The 17,870-nt window shown below is 39.4% G+C and carries 21 protein-coding genes; 6 read left to right on the top strand and 15 right to left on the bottom strand.

What is annotated here, in order from left to right:
- The first annotated feature begins 2 nt into the window (after positions 1-2).
- Positions 3-500, top strand: coding sequence for an acyl-CoA carboxylase biotin carboxyl carrier protein subunit (locus tag AC1DDK_RS17960; protein WP_337716950.1), 498 nt, complete (start codon positions 3-5; stop codon positions 498-500).
- 55 nt (positions 501-555) lie between these two features.
- On the opposite strand, the gene AC1DDK_RS17955 is transcribed toward AC1DDK_RS17960, so the two are convergent.
- Positions 556-2,142, bottom strand: coding sequence for an SUMF1/EgtB/PvdO family nonheme iron enzyme (locus tag AC1DDK_RS17955; protein WP_288883470.1), 1,587 nt, complete (start codon positions 2,140-2,142; stop codon positions 556-558).
- 212 nt (positions 2,143-2,354) lie between these two features.
- Between AC1DDK_RS17955 and porV the strand changes: the two genes are divergently transcribed.
- Both porV and ispF read left to right on the top strand, forming a co-directional pair.
- The gene (gene porV, locus AC1DDK_RS17950) at positions 2,355-3,533 is read left to right on the top strand and encodes a type IX secretion system outer membrane channel protein PorV (RefSeq protein ID WP_337716948.1); all 1,179 of its coding nucleotides are present in this window, start codon (positions 2,355-2,357) and stop codon (positions 3,531-3,533) included.
- Between the two features lie 26 nt (positions 3,534-3,559).
- Complete coding sequence (gene ispF / locus AC1DDK_RS17945; protein ID WP_172662128.1) at positions 3,560-4,036, top strand: 2-C-methyl-D-erythritol 2,4-cyclodiphosphate synthase; 477 nt, start codon at positions 3,560-3,562, stop codon at positions 4,034-4,036.
- 55 nt (positions 4,037-4,091) lie between these two features.
- Here the strand turns inward: ispF and AC1DDK_RS17940 are convergent, their stop codons facing one another.
- The 11 genes from AC1DDK_RS17940 to vapB all read right to left on the bottom strand — a co-directional run bounded on the left by AC1DDK_RS17940 (position 4,092) and on the right by vapB (position 12,465).
- Entirely contained in the window at positions 4,092-4,967 is an 876-nt protein-coding gene (locus AC1DDK_RS17940; protein ID WP_337716946.1) for a pirin family protein, read from the bottom strand.
- A 40-nt stretch (positions 4,968-5,007) separates the two neighbouring features.
- Positions 5,008-5,538, bottom strand: coding sequence for a YceI family protein (locus AC1DDK_RS17935; protein WP_172662126.1), 531 nt, complete (start codon positions 5,536-5,538; stop codon positions 5,008-5,010).
- Positions 5,539-5,625: 87 nt separating this feature from the next.
- Positions 5,626-6,222: a Crp/Fnr family transcriptional regulator gene (locus AC1DDK_RS17930; RefSeq protein ID WP_172662125.1), complete on the bottom strand. Its 597-nt coding sequence runs from the start codon at positions 6,220-6,222 to the stop codon at positions 5,626-5,628.
- 9 nt (positions 6,223-6,231) lie between these two features.
- Entirely contained in the window at positions 6,232-6,390 is a 159-nt protein-coding gene (locus tag AC1DDK_RS17925; protein WP_172662124.1) for a FeoB-associated Cys-rich membrane protein, read from the bottom strand.
- A gap of 50 nt (positions 6,391-6,440) precedes the next feature.
- Positions 6,441-7,628 (bottom strand): hypothetical protein, encoded by a 1,188-nt coding sequence (locus AC1DDK_RS17920; RefSeq protein ID WP_337716944.1) that lies wholly within the window; start codon positions 7,626-7,628, stop codon positions 6,441-6,443.
- Positions 7,629-7,630: 2 nt separating this feature from the next.
- Complete coding sequence (locus tag AC1DDK_RS17915) at positions 7,631-8,464, bottom strand: type 1 glutamine amidotransferase (protein ID WP_337716942.1); 834 nt, start codon at positions 8,462-8,464, stop codon at positions 7,631-7,633.
- Complete coding sequence (locus AC1DDK_RS17910; RefSeq protein WP_337716940.1) at positions 8,461-9,567, bottom strand: carboxylate-amine ligase; 1,107 nt, start codon at positions 9,565-9,567, stop codon at positions 8,461-8,463. Before AC1DDK_RS17910 ends, AC1DDK_RS17915 begins: the two co-directional genes overlap by 4 nt.
- 27 nt (positions 9,568-9,594) lie before the next feature.
- Positions 9,595-10,590, bottom strand: a complete 996-nt coding sequence (locus AC1DDK_RS17905) for an ATP-grasp domain-containing protein (RefSeq protein ID WP_337716938.1) — start codon at positions 10,588-10,590, stop codon at positions 9,595-9,597.
- A gap of 20 nt (positions 10,591-10,610) precedes the next feature.
- Positions 10,611-11,324: an esterase family protein gene (locus AC1DDK_RS17900; RefSeq protein WP_337716936.1), complete on the bottom strand. Its 714-nt coding sequence runs from the start codon at positions 11,322-11,324 to the stop codon at positions 10,611-10,613.
- 565 nt (positions 11,325-11,889) lie between these two features.
- Positions 11,890-12,153 (bottom strand): type II toxin-antitoxin system VapC family toxin, encoded by a 264-nt coding sequence (locus tag AC1DDK_RS17895; protein WP_288883073.1) that lies wholly within the window; start codon positions 12,151-12,153, stop codon positions 11,890-11,892.
- A 105-nt stretch (positions 12,154-12,258) separates the two neighbouring features.
- On the bottom strand, positions 12,259-12,465 hold the full coding sequence (vapB, locus tag AC1DDK_RS17890; protein WP_288883074.1) for a type II toxin-antitoxin system VapB family antitoxin: 207 nt from the start codon (positions 12,463-12,465) through the stop codon (positions 12,259-12,261).
- Between the two features lie 215 nt (positions 12,466-12,680).
- On the opposite strand from vapB, the gene AC1DDK_RS17885 reads away from it, so the two are divergent.
- On the top strand, positions 12,681-13,502 hold the full coding sequence (locus tag AC1DDK_RS17885) for an alpha/beta hydrolase (RefSeq protein ID WP_288883075.1): 822 nt from the start codon (positions 12,681-12,683) through the stop codon (positions 13,500-13,502).
- On the opposite strand, the gene AC1DDK_RS17880 is transcribed toward AC1DDK_RS17885, so the two are convergent.
- Positions 13,499-14,161 carry an oxidoreductase gene (locus AC1DDK_RS17880; protein ID WP_337716934.1) on the bottom strand — a complete coding sequence of 221 codons (663 nt, stop codon included), beginning with the start codon at positions 14,159-14,161 and terminating at the stop codon, positions 13,499-13,501. The genes AC1DDK_RS17885 and AC1DDK_RS17880 overlap by 4 nt on opposite strands.
- A gap of 10 nt (positions 14,162-14,171) precedes the next feature.
- Entirely contained in the window at positions 14,172-14,381 is a 210-nt protein-coding gene (locus tag AC1DDK_RS17875; protein ID WP_337716932.1) for a hypothetical protein, read from the bottom strand.
- A gap of 138 nt (positions 14,382-14,519) precedes the next feature.
- Here AC1DDK_RS17875 and typA point away from each other — a divergent pair, with 138 nt between their 5' ends.
- Both typA and AC1DDK_RS17865 read left to right on the top strand, forming a co-directional pair.
- Positions 14,520-16,319 carry a translational GTPase TypA gene (gene typA / locus AC1DDK_RS17870; RefSeq protein WP_337716930.1) on the top strand — a complete coding sequence of 600 codons (1,800 nt, stop codon included), beginning with the start codon at positions 14,520-14,522 and terminating at the stop codon, positions 16,317-16,319.
- A gap of 92 nt (positions 16,320-16,411) precedes the next feature.
- Positions 16,412-17,128, top strand: a complete 717-nt coding sequence (locus AC1DDK_RS17865) for a 3-ketoacyl-ACP reductase (RefSeq protein WP_337716929.1) — start codon at positions 16,412-16,414, stop codon at positions 17,126-17,128.
- Positions 17,129-17,133: 5 nt separating this feature from the next.
- Here AC1DDK_RS17865 and AC1DDK_RS17860 read toward each other — a convergent pair whose 3' ends face one another.
- Positions 17,134-17,865, bottom strand: coding sequence for an AAA family ATPase (locus tag AC1DDK_RS17860; RefSeq protein ID WP_337716927.1), 732 nt, complete (start codon positions 17,863-17,865; stop codon positions 17,134-17,136).
- Positions 17,866-17,870 lie beyond the last annotated feature (5 nt).

Below are 17,870 nucleotides of genomic sequence, written 5' to 3'. Positions count from 1 at the left end.
TTATGAAGGTAAAAGTCAACGAACACTACAATTTCAATGTCGAAATAAACAATAATTCAATGAGTGTTAATGGTTTGGAAGTAACTTTAGATCCAAGAAGTTTGGGGAATAACCATACTCACGTGATCTACAATAATAAATCCTACAACATAGAGGTCGTCTCCGAAAGTAAAGCTGATAAAACAAGTGTCATCAAGGTAAATGGAACTACCTATACCATCGCAATGGAAGATCAATATGATCAGTTACTTAAGCAATTGGGCATGGATAGTGCTTTGGCCAATAAGGTTAGTGAAATTAAAGCCCCTATGCCAGGCCTGGTTTTGAGTGTTTTGGTTACTGAGGGGCAACAGGTGAGCAAAGGAGATAGCTTACTGGTGCTGGAGGCCATGAAAATGGAAAATGTTATTAAATCTCCAGCTTCGGGAATGATTAAGAAGATCCTCATCAATAAGGCAGACAAGGTAGAGAAAAATGAAATATTGATACAATTTCAATAAACAAAAACGGGGGCCACATGACCCCCGTTTTTGTTATATCAAAATAAAAATATGTTTATCTCTTGCCAGCTTTAAAGGCCTTTTGCGGTTTAGTCTTGAATTGCGGTTTTCCCATAGATCTAATTTCAGAGGCACCAAGCATTGTCATTGCACACCTGAAGCCAATGTCGGCTGTTGATTCATCCTGTTGAAGGAATCTTCTGGTTGCAGGATTTAACCACATGGCCTGGTCATCCCATGATCCACCCTTATATACCCTGGATTTATCCGTAATAAGTGTAATTTCACCATACAGGTCATTTGCCTTGTCACGGTACCCTCTTTGATCGGCGTAAGTATTCACAGAATCTGCAGGTTTACTCGCAGCGGCTTGTTTTTCCGCCCATGTTTGTTTTCTTGCCGATACAGCTGCAGTCATCACAGGACGGTTGTGTTTGTCTATTTCTATCCTTCCGGTACTGGGATCGGCTATTTTTTTATCCTCATAAAAGTTTCCTCTGTAAGGGTTAAACGCATCGGCAGCCTCAAAAGTTTTGGAGCGATAAACATCCGCAACCCATTCATTTACATTTCCAGCCATATTGTACAAGCCGAAATCATTTGGCGTGTAAGATCTTACCGGAACGGTTAGCCCGCCTTTGTCATTTAAAGAACCTCCAACACCCATATAGTCACCTTTTGTTCTTTTGAAGTTGGCTAATATCAAACCACGGGTTTTTTTCTTTGCAGAGCTTAACCCCAGCCCATTCCATGGATAAATTTTGTTTTCATGAATGTTTTCGTACTCCGTATTGCCAATTAATCCAAGTGCAGCATATTCCCATTCGGCTTCAGTTGGCAGGCGATACGGTTGTTTTAAAATCCCGTCTTCCAGTCTTACCGTTCTGGTTGCACCTTTCCCATTCGCGCCGGCATCGGCAGCTTTAGCACTGGTAGGGCTTAGATCTTTCATCGCCTTTTTACCTTTATCATTATGCTGGCCACTTAGGTAGGTTTCCGTATTAAAAGGTGCTGTCGGTCTTTCGCTTGCCTCGGCAACACCGCTTCTGGTATCCCCGTTTATGTCTTTAAAGCTCGTCATATAACCCTGATCCCTGAGGAGCAATTCGTTCACCCGATCAGTTCTCCAGTCACAATACCTTGACGCCTGTTCCCAGGTAACCCCAACTACCGGATAATCCTGGTAGGCAGGGTGCCTTAAATAATTGTCCACATAAGGTTCATTGTATGATAACGGTCTTCGCCAAACCAAGGTGTCGGGTATTTCGTTATAATAATATTCGTAATCAGTTGGATAATTGGTTCTTATCCAATTTAGGTATTCCAGCCAGTTCGTGTTCGAAACTTCCGTTTCATCCATATAAAAAGAAGAAACAGTAGTTTCTCTTTTATGGTTGTAATCGCTTAGTTCTTGTCCTGCAACATTTATTGCGCTACCACTCATTACAAAAACACCGCCTTCAATTTCGACCAGGCCGGGACCGGGTCCTCTTTTGAATTTATTGTTGACCTGAAATCCTCCATATTCCTTTTTATTATAGGCTAATCCTGTCTTGTCCGAAGTTCCTGATTTAGATTTACAGGAGACAAGGGAGGCTACAAGTGCGAGATATGCAAGCGAGTATAGGTATGATTTTTTCATTGGATTGCGCAAATAGTTACTCTAAAGGTTAAAACTACACAAAAAAAGGTGTTCGCTCCAAAAAAACTTTTTTTATAAAATTGAAACAAATTATCTCCGAACAGAGTTTTCAGGTAGGATATTATTCAAATGCTTTGTAAACCGGGGGAATACTTTGAAATTTAGCAGCACTATGTTAACTTGCGTGCAATAGTATTAATTATACGGGACGCATGAATTTAAGGTACACTGTAAAAACTGCATTAAGCATTTTTTCGCTGGCAACAGTTGCTACAGGACTGTTTGCCCAAGAAGTACAGCCAGGTACCCAAACAAATGGAAGTGTTCCAAATAATATCATTACAGCGGTCCCTTTTTTGTTGATTACTCCTGATGCCCGGATCGGAGGCATGGGAGATGCTGGAGTGGCAATTGCTCCGGATGCAAACTCAATGAGTATAAACCCTTCTAAACTAGCTTTTTTAGATAAACCATATGGATTTTCCGCTTCTTATAGTCCTTGGTTAAAAAGCCTGGTTCCTGATATTAATCTGGCCTATTTAAGTGGGTTTTATAAACTTGATGACCAGAGTACCCTGGGGAGCTCTTTAAGGTATTTTTCTTTGGGTGAAATACAGTTCGTAGACATTAACCAGCAAGATCTAGGAGTTTATAGTCCAAATGAACTAGCATTGGACGTAACCTATGCCAGAAGATTTGGCAGCTCGTTTTCACTAGGTACCTCATTGAGATACATTTATTCCAATTTGTTGTCAGGTCAGTTTGCAGCAGGACAGCAAACGCAGGCTGGCTCAGCAATTGCAGTTGATGTTTCTGCATATTACAAAAAACCGACTATTTTCCTGGGTAAAGATGCGATCCTCTCCGCCGGAATTAACATCTCAAATATTGGAACAAAAATCAGCTATGTACAGGGTGGGGAAAAGAACTTTCTGCCCACAAACTTTAAAATAGGAGGAGCCTCAACCTTTTTAATCGACGATTACAATCAGTTTACTTTTGCGCTTGATTTTAACAAGCTTCTGGTGCCAACTCAACCAATATATGATGAAAATGGAAGGATCTTAGCGGGAAAGGATCCTGATCGCTCGGTACCATCTGGAATATTTGGTTCATTTAGCGACGCTCCGGGAGGATTTTCAGAAGAATTAAGGGAAGTTAATATCGCTGCAGGCGTGGAGTATTGGTACAACCAGCAGTTTGCGCTAAGAGCCGGGTATTTTTATGAGAACCCGCAAAAGGGTGATAGAAGATATTTTACACTTGGTGCCGGATTAAAATACAATGTCTTCAATATCGATTTTGCGTATCTGGCGGCCAATGCACAAAAGAGTCCATTGGCAAATACATTACGCTTTACATTGCTTTTCAATTTTGGCGATGCCAAATAACAGTATATAACAACATAATTTAACAAATGAAAATTAAAGTAGGGTTTGGGTTCGATGTGCATCAGTTAAAGGATAATCACCCATTTGTAGTAGGCGGAGTTCATCTGGAACATCATAAAGGAGCTTTTGGCCATTCCGATGCAGATGTTTTGCTCCATGCAATTTGCGACGCCTTGTTAGGCGCTGCGAATTTAAGAGACATTGGCTTTCATTTTAAGAATACCGACCCTCAGTGGAAAGGAATAAGCAGTCTGATCCTCCTAAAGGAAAGTGTAAAGCTTCTTAAAGACAAGGGATGGCAGATTGGTAATATCGATGCAATGCTTTGCCTGGAAGCGCCAAAAATTAATCCCCATATTCCCCAGATGCAAAAGAATATAGCGGAAGCAATTGGAATGTCTATTGATGATATTTCTATAAAAGCGACCACCAATGAGCAAATGGGCTTTATAGGCAGGGAAGAGGGCGTAGTCGCCTACGCGGTATGCCTTATCGAGAAATAGAAAAACCGGAGGGCTGTAAAGCTTTCCGGTTTCCTAAAAATCAAAAAAGTACCTATTATTCGTCAAGGTATCCAAATTTACCCTGGTTGTAATCATTTATCGCTTGCTGTACCTCTTCTGGCTTGTTCATTAAGAAAGGTCCGTACTGAGCAATCGGTTCATTTATCGGCTCGCCGCTTAATATCAGGATAATGCAGTTTTCCAAGGCCTCAGCTGTTATTATCGAACCGTCATTTTTGAAATGAACAAACTGATCAGTTTTGGCAATTTCAGTATCATTAATTTTTACACGACCTTCTATAACTACAAAACCAGTATTGTGTCCGGCAGGAAAATTAAAAAATGCTTTGCCTCCTTCATTTAGCCGGGCATTGAATAAATTAAGTGGGGTAAAGGTGGTTGCAGACCCTCTGGTCCCGTTATAGTCACCTGCAATTACCTCAATTTCACCAGCTCCATTCTCCAGATTGTATTTTGCCATCTCGCTATGCTTTACATCCTGATACCTTGGTGAGGTCATTTTATCTTTTGCAGGTAAATTCACCCACAACTGAACCATTTGAAAGGCTCCGCCTTTTTTACTGAACTGCTCTTCATGATATTCTTTATGTAATATCCCACTTCCAGCGGTCATCCATTGCACATCACCGGGATAAATTACACCGCTGTTGCCTGCGCTGTCATGATGTGCAACTGCGCCATGGTATGCAATGGTTACCGTCTCAAACCCTCTATGAGGATGAACACCTACACCTCTGGGCTCGTTACGTGCAGAGAATTCTATCCTGGCGTTATAGTCCAGCAGAAAGAATGGACTCATTTTAATTTTATAACCTTTCGGAAAAAAATTGTGCACCCTAAAGCCATCGCCAACCATATGAGGTGCCGGCGCATTTAAAATGGCCGACACCGTTTTAGTTTTTGCTTCCATTTTTCTCTTTAATTTTTTATGGATGCTTGGTTTTAATTGTTTAGGCTTGTTTTACAAACTGTAATTCACCTGCTATTTTTACTGCCTCACTAACCATAACACCACCAGTTTCTAATGCCGCATTCCATGTTAGGCCAAAATCAGTTCTGTTTATTTTGCCGCTTAGCGTAAAACCAGCTTTTGTATTGCCCCATGGATCAGTTGCGATACCACCAAATTCAGCATTCAATTCTACCGGTTTGGTAACGCCTTTAACTGTCAGATTTCCATTTAAAATGTAATCATCACCGTCTTTTGTTAATGAGGTAGATTCAAAAGTGATTTTAGGGAAATTTTCTGCATCAAAAAAATCAGCACTTTTTAAGTGATTGTCTCTGTCAGCGTTTCCGGTATTGATAGAGGAGGTTTCGCCTTCAAAAGTAACCTTTCCGTTTTCGAAATCGTCACCTTCTGAAGTTAATGTCGCGCTGATCAGGTGCAAACTACCGGTTACAGTAGTAATCATTAAGTGTTTAACTTTAAATTGTAATTCGCTGTGGGTCGGGTCTAAAACCCATTGTGTAGTTGCCATAATATTGTTTTTTTAAGTTGTTCTTTAATTACAACACAAAATTACAAACAGATGTTTGGCCCCACATTGACCTATGATAAGAAAACACTAAGGTTTAAAATGCTTATGCGCCAGGTCTTTACGGACCCTGCTTAATGATTCAGGTGTAATGCCTAAATAAGAGGCAATCATCCACTGTGGCACCCTTAAGGTAAGATTTGGATATAATTTTATAAAATTCAGATAGCGTTCTTCGGCTGTAGCACTTAAAAGCATATTGATCCTTTTCTGCATAAACCGGATGGAATTATTGAGCATGGTGCTATTAAGGTCACTCATGCAGGGAACATGCTTTGCAGCATCATTCATAAAATCCTTGTTTACTGCAATAGCTGTTGTAGGCTCAATGGCATCAATAAAAAACTCTGATGCTTCATTGAACATCCCGTTACGTTCCGAAAGCCACCATTGTTCGGGGGCAAACTGAATGATATGCGTCTTCCCCTTACTATCTATTGAATAACTGCGTAACAGACCACTTAAAACAAAAAAGCCATGAGATAAAACTTCGCCCTTCATCAGGATCATCTCGTTTTTATCGAAGGTTTTTACTTTAAGTTTGTCAGAAATGAGGCCAAACTGCTCATCAGTTATCGCTACTTTGTTTTTTAAATAAGTTTTAAATGGCTCAAGTAAGGCTGTCATAGATAAAATCTATTTCTTGTCTATTTTAACATTGGAAAAATCTACGCCACACTTGCAGTTGGAACCACAGCCACCATTTTTAGGTGCTATTGAGCGATAAACGATGCGGCCAACATAAAATAATGCCCCCGCAAACAGTATAATTACCAGAATAGTCTGAATATCCATATCCCAAAATTAGTTAATGCCTGCTTCTCGCAGGTCTGTTAATTGTAAATTTACTTTTCCATAAGGCCAATCGTGCCACCAACCCAATCAAAGTCTTTATTGTATCTCACGCCAATCATTTTTCCTCTGCTTAAGCGTGCTAAATTAATGCACAACTGGGGCTCCTGGCCATCCGCCCATAAATACATCAATCTGATTTCCAGTTTTACCCCACCATCCGGCGATTGCACAATGGGCTCATAAACAACTTTTCGCTGAAGTATCCAATTCTTCGGGTCTTTAATTTCAGCGATGTCCGCTTTTGTTACATCAATAATCACACCCATGCCTGCAAAAGAAAACAAGGGTTTTAAAACATAGTTTTCGAGATCTGAAGGGATTTCAGTTAACGTATCTAGGAAATGAGTTTCTGGTACAAATTCGCTTTTCAAAAAGGGCATGGTATATTTACTGATCCTGTAAAACCAGTTTGGGTGTGTGATCCATTCCACATCAATTTCTGATCGGGGATCAAAGCATTGCTCAAAAAGAGCTGTTTTATCTTCAACTTCATCAAAAATCAATCGGTTGTAAATCCTTTTTAACCGTATTTTTTTTCCTTCCTCTTTATAGAATAGCGCATTCCCTTCTTTAAAGATATCTGTCAGGCTCAAAATTTTTATACCTAAATATTTTTGGGTAATTAAAAAATCAATTGCTGTTTTTTGATTCGGCGCATCAATATCCATTAGTGCTACCTCCTGAGGTGCGTAATCGCCAATAATTACCCTTTTAAGTAGGCTAACGTATTTCTGCTCATCCAATCCATTAAAAAACGGGGTTAAAGCCGCAGGCAATTCATACGACTCCTTATAAACCCTCCCCAGCTCAGGCTGAAATCCATATAAGGAGGGGAAACCCTGCATTTCAATTAGCTTTGGTGTCAAAAGACCATTTGCATCCTTGCATATCCCAAAATCGAAAGTTAAAAAATGCGGGTGTTCATTTTCATTTGGAACATTCCAATTTGAGGGAATAGCATCTTTAGTAAGTGCCTTAAAGTCAGGCTGCTTTATGAGTTTTATGATTTCTTCCCCTGCATCAATTAGTTTCTTCTGCAGATCTGAAGGAATAAACACAGGAGTTTCGGCAACTCTAAAAGGGATGCTTGTTAATCCGGATTCCAGAATTTTTAAAAAGCTTTTGTACTTCTGTTCCGTGAAGGAACTGTTAAACTGGCCCCTGTATTTGCTAATCATAGTTACGCTTCCTGTAAGGCATTTAATGCCTCAGTTAAAAAGTTAGGCAGAATAACACTCTGCGTGAGTTTAATTCTATCAGGATTGTCAAGACTTGACAACATGTCTTCATATTTTTCCTGCCCGTAACTCTCGGTAATTGCTTTCTTCTTATCATCCTGTAACAGATACATTTTCATCCCAACAGGATCTGCCTCGGGATGAAACTGTGTTCCGATTATTTCGTTGGTAAAACGAACCGACATTACACAGCGTTCCAAATCAACATGTGGTCTTTCTTTTTCCAAAGCCAAGACCTTGGCCTGCGAGTTGGAAAATAGCACATCATCAGGATTTATCACCTGCCAGTCGCGACTGTCAACAGCATATAATGGATTAGGTAAACCACTAAAAATTAAATCATTTTCCCCTTCTTCCGTTAAAAACACAGGAAAAATGCCAAAAGCGGTTGATTTTCGTCTGATCACTTCTCCAACATGATACTTTCTGCAAGCCATTTGAAAAGAGTGACAGATTAAAAAAACGTGTTTTTTCTGTTGGCTGATCTGATTATGGGTTTCTATTTTACCTAGCAGGTTAAAAAAGTCACTTTCCCATTTTTCCCCCACACCATCAAAGGGACTTCCCGGGCCCCCGCTTGAAATATAGATATCATAATGCTCATCAGGGATTTCTCCCCGCTGTCTTAAGTCAAAAATATCATACCCCAGATCTATATCATTCTCCACGCGATAGCGCAACAAGATTTCCTGTATCCCACGCATCCCCTGGTTGGTCACGCCATTATTCATGTCAATTACGGCAACCCTAATCTTATTTCTATCTATTATGCTCACTGCTTAGCCCCAATTAATGTTTGAGTAGTAATGTAGTCTACTACGGCCTCAAAGTTACCACTTTGTTCGTAAACAGCCAATTGCCTATCAGCCCCGGTTCCATTCTCAAGTATTTTAAGTACATAGTTGATCTCATTTCTGCAGCCCAGATCATCTACCACATCGTCAATAAAATCCAGTAATTCCAATATCAGATTTCTGCAGTTTACCTCCATCTCCTTACCAAAATCAATTAGATTCCCGTCAATGCCGTAACGGGCAGCCCTCCATTTATTTTCATTTATCAGGGCTCTGGAATAGCTGATAAATTTCATATTCTGCAGGCGTAGTTTATACAACTTGGCACAAAGGGCCTGAAATAAGGCTACAAAAGCCATGGTTTCATCAATCAACATTGGACAATCGCAAATCCTGAACTCTATGGTTTCAAAGAAAGGGTGTACCCTGATGTCCCACCATATTTTTTTGGCATTGTCAATGCTATTGGTCTTAATGAGCAGCTTAACATAGTTGTCGTAATCTTCAATGCTATTGAAAATATCAGGAATGCCCGTCCTGGGGAACTTATCAAACACCTTAGTTCTAAAAGATTTGTATCCCGTGTTCCTGCTTTCCCAGAAGGGGGAATTGGTAGATAGGGCAAACACATGCGGTAAAAAATAGCGCACCTGATTTGCAATATGAATGGCAAGCTCCCTGGATTGGAAACCGACATGTACATGTAAGCCAAAAATCAGATTGGATCTTGCAGCCTCCTGCAACTCATTTACGATTTCACTATAACGTGGATGCTCAGTGATCAGCTGTTTTTCCCAATGGGAAAAAGGATGTGTGCCTGCCGCACCAATTCTTAACCCTTGCTCCCCTGCCAGCTGCGAAACCGTATACCTTAATTGCGAGATTTCGGCTCGTGCCTGCTCCGTGTTTTTACAAATTCCTGTTCCTACTTCTACAACAGCCTGATGCATTTCAGCTTTAACCTGATCTTTATGTATTTTTTGAGCCGCTTCAACTATTTTTTGATCATGTGAGGTAAGTTCACGGGTTACCGGATCAACCACCATGTATTCTTCTTCTACACCAAGCGTAAATTCATTCATCATAATTCATTCCCTCCTGTTTATCCCTGATTATTTTTTTGTAGCGGGAGCTTTTTTAGGTTTGGTTTTACCGTCTAATGATAACCCTGCCGCCGAGGCTTTAACATACGCTCCCCATGTTAAATTGTCTTGCCCGTCGATTTGAGCCTTTGCTCTTTCTATTGCATACTGTGCCGAGGTTTCAACAACCCAATCAAAATTCTCCTGGCCAACACTGGTTACCTCAGCGTCAGGTGCCGGATTACAGAAATCAATGGCATAGGGTATTCCATCACGTACAGCAAATTCTACGGTGTTAAAGTCATAACCCAAAAACTGATTCAGTTTTATCACATAGTCGTGAATGGTTTTTAATAATTTCTCGCTCGAAGGAGGGGTGTTTACCTGGTAGCGCAGGTGAAAAGGATTACGCGGTTCATATTGCATTATCCGAACATATTTGCCACCGATACAATAGCACCTAAAATATTCTTCAAAAACGATTTCTTCCTGAAGCATCATCACTGTCTTTTTTGTCTGACTATGCTTATCAAAAAAATCTTCCATATCATGTAGCTTGTAAACTTCTTTCCACCCTCCGCCATCAAAAGGTTTCATATATGCGGGGAAACCTGTGTATTCAAAAATAGCCTCCCAATCCAAGGGAAATGCCAGATTGCTGAACGATTCGTCAGAGGTGTCATCAGGTTGTTCGTAAGAAGGTATCAAAGCCGTTTTAGGGACAGGAACTCCAATTTTTACGGCCAATGCGTTATTAAAAAACTTTTCGTCGGCACTCCACCAAAAGGGATTGTTTATTACGGCGGTTCCTGTAATCGCCGCGTTTTTTAGCGCAGAACGATAAAAAGGAACATCCTGAGATATTCGATCGATAATCACAGCGTAGTCCAATGCTTTAGCCTGAAATATTTTATCAATATTTACAAATTCGGCTTTAATGTCCTTTCCTGCAATCTCGTTTACGCGCTTTACAAAAGCCTCGGGGAAAGATCTTTCTTTGCCGAACAGTATTCCGATTTTTTTCATGGTATATATTTTAGATGTTTTTAGTTAAATGATAATTGTGATAGGTATTCCGGCAGCATCTTTCGCCATATGGGCCAGTCATGATCTGCATTCTCTTTCACATCCAGCCAATGGTTAATTCCCTTATCGGTTAAAATCTGCGACAATCGTTCATTATCTGGCTTGCATATATCTCTTTCAGCTGTACCCAGTATTATTTTCATGTTCCATAGCTCCGGATTATTGTCATTTGGTAAAAAATCTACCGGATTATTAAAGTAAACCTCATCATTATAAAATCCGTCCAATTGCGATCTAATATCAAAAACCCCACTCAGGCTAAACATATGGCTGACCAGCCATGGGTGCCTGAAAGCAAAATTTGCCGCATGATATCCTCCAAAACTACAGCCTGCAGTGATGATTTTGGAATGCCCTGTTTCCTGACGGGCCATTGTCGAAACCTCTTCCAGTAATAGCTTGTCGTAACAAATATGATTTTTTACCCTGTCGGCCGGATGGATGCCTTTGTTGTACCAGCTCAAACCATCAATGCTGTCAACACAGTAAACCTTAACTTTCCCTTCATCTATAAACCACTGAATAGATTCGATCATTTTAAAGTCCTTATTTTCAAAATACCTCCCCATACTGGTAGGAAAAAGGAGGATTGGATAGCCGCTGTGCCCAAAAGCGAGCAATTCAAAATCGGCACTTAAGTTATTGCTGTGCCACTTTTTATATTCCTCTTTCATCCGGTAAAATTTAGATGCTTTAAGATAAGAAATAAAGAATGTTAAAAGCAAGCAACCTGCTTATTTCTTACACTAAATATCATTTATAGTTCCCCCCGCAACATCTAGAACGCCGCCAAAGAAGAAAAACATTGTAGCTTTAACAGATCTTTTGGAGGTGCTTTGTGTAGAGCAAGTAATAATAGCAATATATTGCCTTCATCATTTTATAACGGTATTGTCAATTGGATACTTGTAATGTCAATGGTTCTAATGGTAAGTATCTTTCTGCTCTTAGTGTCTAATCCTTAAGGATCAATATAGGCTAAATGAATATTCGAAACATAATTGTAGGGATTTGTTTTAAACAAGTTCAAGGGGGGCATCGGTGACATTGGTCAATTGAAAGAATGCTCCAATTTGGAATTATGGGGAGACACCCCTAGGAATAAAAGAAAATCAAATCGTAAACCCTGTGCACAGTAGCGATACAACATATGCGCCGACAAAAGAACAATAAATTCAGGAAACAGCATAAAAGGCCCCTTATATCAAAGTCAGATCCAGAAGCATTACCAAAGAAGCTTTACAGGGTATTTAGGAAATTTTGGTCTTTTCCGACAATTGTCAACCCTTTAACAATAGCTTGAGAGATGATCATTCTATCAAAGGGGTCCCGATGATGAAATTCCAAACCAATCAAGCCGGCGGAATGTTCAAAAGTTAGGGGAAGAAATTCAAAGCCATTTTTTATTGCCTGGAGCTGTAACTCTTCATAAGAAATGCCTAGTTCCAGCTTTCCAAGACTTACTCTTAATGGCAATTTTCCAAAATGAAACAAGACTGACATAGTTCAATTGCCTATTGTCTTCAACAGTCTTTCTTGCTTTGGCCGATAAGTCATCACTTCCATTCAAAAACCAAAGAAAAGTATGGGTACCCAGCAGATATGCCATTACGTATACTCCTTAAAGTCTTCTAAAGGGGCATTAAAATCATCAGACAACGTGATCTTACCTTTTAGACTGCCAAATTTAGCGACACCAGCCTTATGATCTTTTTTCTTCGCCTTTTCCATCAAAAAATCGATAAAGTCATTCGCCTCCGATTTAAGATCAGGTGGAAGTGTTTCTAGTTTTGCATAAAGAGTCAAGCTGGTCATACCTTAATTATTTCAGTTAAACACAAATTTAATGAATATTTCTACAATAACCATGCTGAAAAACACACCTTACATTTTTACATTTTTTGACGCAGCGAAAGCCCTTCATATTATGCTAAATGTCTGTTTGATATAAAATTACACACCAATTATTTTAATTTTTAATAAGAGTATTACTTTTGCAGTGCATTTGAGAGAAGGGAAATTGCTGAATTATGTATACTACACTAACACTTCCGGAAGTTATTAAAACTGAAAAAACCATACCATCTAAACATCTTAAAAGAGGAGTAGAGCTTGAAATCTTTGTTCCAGACAACCTTTTGGGGAATGAACAATTAAATCTGCTGTTGTTAAACGATGGTCAGGATACAGAAGAATTAGCGTTGCAACACACACTTGCTGCCCTTTATGGCCAAAACAAAATAGAACCCCTGGTCGTGGTGGCTATAAAAGCTTCAAAAGATCGTTTACAAGAATACGGAGTTGCTGGTGTACCTGATTTTCAGGATAGGGGAAGCAAAGCGCAGGCTTATACAGATTTCATTATTAAAGAGCTTATTCCTTTCATACAAACCACAGTTGAGTTTCCGATAAATGGGAAGCGTGCTTTTGGGGGATTCTCGCTTGGCGGATTAACCGCGTTTGATATTGCCTGGAACAATGATAACTACTTTGATGCTGTCGGTGTTTTTTCAGGATCATTCTGGTGGCGTAAAAAAGACCTTAAAGATGGTTATACAGATAGCGATCGTATTTTGCATCAGCGAATTATTGATACGGAGGTCAAACCGGAATTAAAGTTCTGGCTGATGACAGGTACTGAAGATGAGCTTGCCGATCGAAATAAAAACTTTATCATCGATTCCATTGACGATACCATTGATGTGATCAAAGAGCTTTTAAAGAAAGGCTACAAGAGACCTGATGATATCGCGTACTATGAAATGGTCGGAGGCAAACACGAATTAAAGACCTGGGCCAAAGCCATGTCGCCATTTCTGATTTGGGCTTTTGGGAAAAAGAATCTTTTTTAAATCTGTCCGAGTGCCTGAATCTGATCCGAAGAGTAAATAAATACACCTTTTTTATCAGTTAATGATTCTTTAAGCATTGCTGAGGCAACAGTTTCAATTTTGATGCTTCTGTATTTTTTTAAACCACCAATTAAGATTGGGTTGAGCAGACGCATCAGACCTATCAAAATTCTTTCTGCACAGCGTTTTTCTTTGCGATCACCATCAAGCAGCGAAGGGCGATAAATATAAATGCTTTTGAAGGGGATCGCCTTTAGATCTCTTTCTACCTCTCCCTTGGTTTTGGGGTAGAATAAGGATGAATTGATATCTGCACCCATTGAAGAGATCAAATGATATGAAGTAGCACCATTGTTTTGCGCAATCGAGCCAATGTCTAAAGGGTACCAGTAGTCAATTTTTTTATATTGTACTTTATCCGGGGTTTTACTGTTTGTGGTGCCCAAACAACAAAATACCACATCTCCGGTAATACCTGCTGCGTACTGATCTATATGATCAAAATCAACAATCAGTTCTTTTAGCTTTGGATGTTCAATATTTAACTTTTTTCGCCCAATAGCAAGCACCTCACTATAACTAGGGTTATCCAGTAGTTGTGCCAATAAGTTGTTGCCTATCAATCCACTCGCACCAAGTAATATTGCTTTTTTTGACATTTAAAGGAACTTATTTTTGAATATCTATGGTTTCGTCCGATTGGTCTCCACTTCCGGCTTTATAGGAATAATCTCTTGCTTTTTCGTCAGCAAGCTCATTGCCCTCGTGTTCATTTTCACAGTTTTCATCCAAACGGTCATTCCACTCATCTAGTCCTGTTTTATTGTGCTGGTCCACTTTTGGCGGATTCTGTTTATCGGTTTTTTTTGTTTTGCTCATCACCGTTGTAATTTAGTATATATGAAACATCTGAAGGTATACATTGTTTAAAATTAAAAAGAGTTAAATGCCTCTTAACTAATGTACTGAAATCTCGATAATTAATCTTATCTTTGCGCCAAAAATTAGTAGCATTTTATGCAAAAAATAAGAAATATAGCTATCATAGCCCACGTTGACCACGGTAAAACTACACTGGTCGATAAGATCTTACACTCTTGTTCAATCTTCCGCGATAACGAACAATCGGGAGATTTAATACTTGATAACAATGATTTGGAGCGTGAGCGCGGTATTACCATCGTGTCAAAAAACGTTTCGGTTCAGTATAAGGACGTTAAAATCAACATTATCGATACCCCTGGTCACGCCGATTTCGGTGGTGAGGTAGAGCGTGTATTGAAAATGGCTGATGGTGTATTGTTATTGTGTGATGCTTTTGAAGGTGCCATGCCTCAAACACGTTTCGTAACTCAAAAAGCTTTAGCTTTAGGTCTAAAACCTATTGTTGTTGTAAATAAAGTTGATAAAGAAAACTGTCGCCCTGAAGAAGTTTACGAACAGATCTTCGAATTGTTCTTCAACTTAGAAGCAACAGAAGAGCAACTTGATTTTCCAGTAATTTACGGTTCATCTAAACAAGGATGGATGAGTACTGACTGGAAAGTACCTACAACAGATATTTTCGCACTTTTAGACGCAGTTGTTGAGAAAATTCCTGCTGCGCCAACAAACGACGGTACTTTACAAATGCAAATCACCTCTTTAGATTATTCATCTTTCGTAGGTCGTATTGCAATTGGTCGTGTACACCGTGGCGTAATTAAAGAAAACCAACCGGTTACTTTGATTAAACGTGATGGTAAAATGGTAAAATCAAGAGTAAAAGAATTATATACTTTCGAAGGTTTAGGAAAAATCCGTGCCACTGAAGTAAAATCAGGTGATATCTGCGCAGTGGTAGGTATTGATGGTTTTGACATTGGTGATACTATTGCTGATTTCGAAGCTCCGGAACAATTGCCTGTAATCAAAATTGATGAGCCAACAATGAACATGTTGTTCACAATCAATAACTCACCGTTTTTTGGAAAAGAAGGTAAATTCGTAACGTCTCAGCGATTAAAAGAGCGTTTATACAAAGAAATTGAGAAAAACCTTGCACTTAAAGTTGTAGAAACTGAGTCTCCTGATTCTTACTTGGTGTACGGAAGGGGTATCCTCCATTTATCAGTATTGATCGAGACCATGCGTCGCGAAGGATATGAAATTCAGGTTGGTCAGCCGCAGGTAATCATCAAAGAAATTGATGGTAAAAAATGTGAGCCTATCGAAACCTTAATCGTTGATGTACCGGGTGAAGTTGCTGGTAAGGTAATTGAATTGGTAACACAACGTAAAGGAGAGTTATTGATCATGGAACCAAAAGGAGATTTACAACATTTAGAATTTGATATTCCTGCACGTGGTATTATCGGTTTAAGAAATAACGTGTTAACTGCTACAGGTGGTGAAGCGATTATGGCCCACCGTTTCAAAGCATACGAACCTTGGAAAGGTGTTATCCCTGGTAGATTGAATGGCGTATTGGTTTCTATGGAAAAAGGAAGCACTACAGCTTATTCAATTGATAAATTACAGGATCGTGGTCGTTTCTTTGTTGATCCGGGAGTAGATATCTACGAAGGACAAATTTTAGGAGAGCACATCCGTGATAATGACTTGGTAGTTAATATTGTAAAAGGTAAAGCTTTAACTAACATGCGTGCTTCTGGTACAGATGATAGTCAGCGTATTGCTCCGGCAATTAAATTCTCTTTGGAAGAAGCTATGGAATACATCCAGGCTGATGAGTACATCGAGGTAACACCGTTAAGCATGCGTTTACGTAAAATTCACTTAACTGAAGCTGCGCGTAAGCTTAATAAAATTGTATAAATAGGAAATTTTCTATTGATAAGTCATAAAGCCTGTTTCGCAAGAAACAGGCTTTTGTTTTTTGTTATTTTTGAATTTTAATAAAAGATACTATGGAATCATTAAAAGGTAAAAACGCAATCATTACCGGAGCAGGTAAGGGAATAGGAAAAGCAATGGCTATTGCTTTGGCACAGGAAGGCGTCAATATAGGTCTAATGGCCAGAACAATATCGGATTTACAAATTCTTGCAGAGGAATTAAAGCAATATGGGGTTAAAACAGCAATTGCTACAGTCGATGTTTCTGATATTGAAAATGTGAATGACGCGGTTACAAAGGTTAAATCTGAATTGGGTGTAATTGACATTTTAATTAATAATGCCGGAACTGCTTCTTTTGGGCCTTTCCTGGAGTTGGAACCGTCAAGATGGGAAGAGATTGTTAAAGTAAACTTATTTGGTGCTTATTACACCACCAGGGCAGTTTTACCTGAAATGATAGAAAGAAAAACCGGTGATATTATTAATATATCATCTACAGCAGGTAAAAATGGCGCGGCAGTAACCAGTGCCTATAGCGCTTCAAAATTTGGTTTAATAGGAATGTCAGAGTCGTTAATGCAGGAAGTGCGTAAGCACAACATCCGCGTAAGCACGCTATTGCCAAGTACCATTGCAACCGATATGGCTAAGGATCTCAAATTGACTGACGGAAATCCCGATAAGGTGATGCAACCAGAAGACTTTGCCGAATTGGTTGTTGCCCAGTTAAAATTAAACAGAAGGGTATTTGTAAAAGAAGCAGGTCTTTGGTCTACAAATCCGTAATCTGGCTATTCAAATAAAAACCTGAAGTAGGCATCCGGATTTTCCAGAAAACCTCTGGTTAAACGGTAATGCTCCGTTTCTTCGTAGCAGGTCTCTTTTAGTCCGTCTTCGCCGAAATTAAAGATTTGTGAATTAGGATAACAAAGAAGCATCGGGGAGTGAGTCGCAATCAGAAATTGCGCCCTTCCCGATCTTTCGAGATTATTAATGATTGACATAAAGGTCATCAGTCTGGTTGGTGATAATGCAGCCTCAGGCTCATCCAGAATATAAATTCCACTCTGAAACTGATTTTGAAAAAGAGCCAGAAATGATTCTCCATGTGATTGATGATGAAGCGATTTTCCTCCATACGCCTCAAATATCCTGGGATCAGATAGGGCTATTTCATCTATGTAATCTGCAAAGTTAAAGAAGCTTTCTGCTCTCATAAAAAATCCTTCAGTAATACGTCTGGGTATCCATTGTAAGCCCAGATGTTGTGTTAATGGATTTTCATAGCCCTCAAAATTATGTCCGGTATTTAAGTTATGATTGCGATTTCCTCCGCGCAGGTTAAATCCACAATGTTCTGCAAGTCCTTCCAGCAAGGTAGATTTGCCTGAACCATTTTCTCCAACAAAAAAGGTAACATTGCTGTTTATTTTTAACAGTACTCCTTCCTTAAACGCAGGGATAGAAAATGGATAATCAGGTGCATCTATTTTAGGTAACGATATTTGACGCAAAAAAGGCATTTATG

This window comes from Pedobacter sp. 05T44 (assembly GCF_056395985.1).
Note: the sequence above shows the minus strand (reverse complement) of the source record. Positions and strands in the feature narration are given on the sequence as shown.